This is a genomic window from Kitasatospora sp. NPDC059571, from assembly GCF_042735675.1.
Taxonomy (GTDB): Bacteria; Actinomycetota; Actinomycetes; order Streptomycetales; family Streptomycetaceae; genus Kitasatospora.
The window spans coordinates 1-2,921 of sequence record NZ_JBHWBW010000687.1; the positions used below are offsets into that span (position 1 = coordinate 1).

Below are 2,921 nucleotides of genomic sequence, written 5' to 3' on the forward strand. Positions count from 1 at the left end.
CCCCGGGAGGTGGGCGAGGACCCGGGCGGTCAGCCGGGCCAGCTCCGGGCCCGGATCCACACCCAGCTCCTCGCGCAGCACCCGGCGGGCGGCGGCGAGCACCGCGGCCGCCTCGGCCTGCCGGCCGCACCGGTACAGCGCCTGCGCCCGCAGCGCCCAGCCGGACTCCCGCAACGGCGCCTCCGCGGTGAGTTCCTGGCTCTCGGCCAGCGCCGCGTGGTGCGCGTCCAGCGCCAGCAGCGCGGCAATCCTGGTCTCCCGCACGGTCGCGCGCAGCTCCGCCAGCCGCTCCCGCTCGGCCTCGACCAACCGCAGACCGCCGAGGTCGGCATAGGCCGGGCCGCGCCACAGCCGCAGCGCCCGCTCGGCGAGATCCAGCGCCTCGGCCGGCCGCCCCGCCGCCTCCGCGCCGGCCGCCCGCCGGGCGAGACCGGTGAATCTGGCCGCGTCCACCGCGTCCGGCGCCAGCGCCAGCCGGTACCCGCCGGGATGCCGGACCAGCAGCGAGGCCCGCCGCGGGGCGCGCTCCGGCTCCAGCGCCCTGCGCAGGCCCGCCACATAGGTGTGCAGGGCCTGCCGCGGCTTGTCGGGCAGGCGGTCCTCCCACACCGCGTCGATGATCTCCTCCTGCGGCACCACGGCGCCCCGGGCCAGCACCAGCACGGCCAGGACGGCCTTCGGGCGGCGTCCGCCGAGGCCGGCCCGCACGCCCCGCACGGCCGCCGTGATCGGCCCCAGCACCTCGATCGACGGTTGTGTCGTCGTCTTCTCGTCCATGAGGCGATCCTGACGCTCCGTCAGGTCCCTGCCCATGGGGGACGGCCCCCGGATTGCGGGCCGGCCCCGCGGCGCCGGGGAGCGGGCCGGCAGGAATATGGGGGCTCGCCCCCATGTCCCGGCGCCGCCGCCCTGGCATGCTCAACACCATGATGCAGACGGGGGCGGGACGGGTGAACGGGCTGGTGGGCACGGTGTGGTGGGCCGGGGGGCTCAGCCTCGCCGAGCGGCTGGCGGCGCCCCGCCCGCCCCGCTTCGGGGATCCCTGCGACAATGCCGCCGAACGACGGCTGGACGCCTGGCGGGCGGACTTCGGCGCCCCGGCGAACGGCCGCTTCGCCGCCAGGCTCGGCGACGCCGGGCTGGACGAGGACGCCCTGCGTGCGCTGCTGACCGAGCCGCCCGCCGCACTGGCCGCCCGGGCCGGACGGCCCGCCTGGGCGGCGCTCGCGGCCGAGGCGCTCGACACCGCCCCGGCCACCGGAGCCGACCCCGGCCCGGCGCCGTCCTGGGCGGACGGCTTCGCCGCCGTACTGGCCCCGTTCACCGCGGTCGCGGTACGACGCCTGGAGGCAGCGCCGTCCTGGGCCGCCGCCCGCGACACGGTCGACACCGCGGCGCTGCGGCGCGACTTCACCGAGCAGCTGGCGGCCCAGCTGACCCGGATCGCCCGGCGCACCCTCGTCCTCGAACTCAACGTGCTGCGGGTCGCCGGGCAGCTGGCGGGCGCCACCCCGCAGGCGCGGTTCGCCGACTTCGTCCGGCAGCTGTCCGGCCGTGAGCGGCTGTCCGCCCTGCTCGCCGAGTACCCGGTGCTGGCCCGCCTGCTCGCCCAGGCCGCCGGCCACGCCGTGGACGCCTGGGCCGAACTGCTGGAGCGCTTCGCCGCGGACCGCCCCGCCGTCGTCGCCACCCTGCTCGCCGGCCGCGACCCGGGGCCGCTCGCCACCGTGCGGATCGGCGCCGGAGACCGGCACGACCGCGGCCGGGCGGTCGCCCTGCTCGGCTTCGCGGACGGCAGCCGGGCGGTCTACAAGCCGCGGCCGGTCGCCGTCCACCGCCGCTTCAACGAGCTGCTGGCCTGGCTGGGCGAGCGGATGCCCGGTCCGGGCCAGCGCTGCCCCGCCGTCCTGGACCGCCCGGGCTACGGCTGGGTCGAGTTCGCCGCGCCCGCGCCCTGCGGCGACCTCGCCGACGTGGCGCGCTTCTACCGGCGGCTCGGCGTGCTGCTGGCCGTCCTGCACCTGACCGGCGGGACGGACATCCACTACGAGAACCTGATCGCCTGCGGCGACCAGCCCGTCCTGGTCGACCTGGAGACGCTCTTCCACCCCGACCTCGGCCGCCCCGGACCGCCCGGCGGCGACCCGGCCGCCGCCGCGCTGGAACGCTCGGTGCGGCGGATCGCCCTGCTGCCCTTCCCACTGGTCGGCCCGCACGGCGTGCTCGACCCCTCCGGCCTCGGCGGCGACCGTGGCGGCCTGCTGCCGACCGACGTCGTCGACTGGGCGGCGCCCGGCACCGACCAGATGCGGCTGGTCCGCGGCCGGGCCGCGTTCCCCGGCGGCGCCAACCGGCCCCGCCTCGACGGGGTCGACGCCGACGTCCGCGACCACACCGACGACCTGCTCGCCGGGTTCCGCGCGGGCTACCGCGCCCTGCACGACGGCGCGGCCGAACTCGGCGGCCCCACCGGCCTGCTGGCCGCGTTCGCCGAGGACGCCGTGCGGGTCCTGGTCCGGCCCACCCGCCGCTACGCCGCCCTGCTGGACGAGTCCACCCATCCGGACGTCCTGCGCGACGCGCTCGACCGCGACCGGGTGCTCGACGTGCTCTGGCGGGAGTCCGCCGCCGACCCGATGCGCCGGCCGCTGGTGGCCGCCGAGACCGCCCAGCTGTGGGCCGGCGACGTCCCGCTGCTGACCGCCCGCCCCGCCGCCCGGCGGCCGAGCGCCGACGGCCGCCCGGTCGGCCCCGGATGGTCGGCCGGCGGACTCCACCACGCCCAGCGCCGGCTGGCCGGCCTGGGCGGTACCGATCTGCACGACCAGGAGTGGATCATCCGGGCCGCACTGGCCACCCGTGCCGGCCGCACCGCCCCCGGCGGGCACCCCGGGGCGGGGGGGGGGCCCCCCCCCCCCCCG

General features: G+C 79.2%; 2 protein-coding genes. One reads left to right on the forward strand and one right to left on the reverse strand.

Going from position 1 to position 2,921, the window contains the following annotated elements:
* A partial coding sequence (locus ACFV0G_RS37815; RefSeq protein ID WP_380557906.1) for a BTAD domain-containing putative transcriptional regulator occupies nt 1–777 on the reverse strand: 777 nt, incomplete at its 3' end.
* A gap of 149 nt (nt 778–926) precedes the next feature.
* Between ACFV0G_RS37815 and ACFV0G_RS37820 the strand changes: the two genes are divergently transcribed.
* A partial coding sequence (locus ACFV0G_RS37820; protein WP_380557909.1) for a type 2 lanthipeptide synthetase LanM family protein occupies nt 927–2,921 on the forward strand: 1,995 nt, incomplete at its 3' end.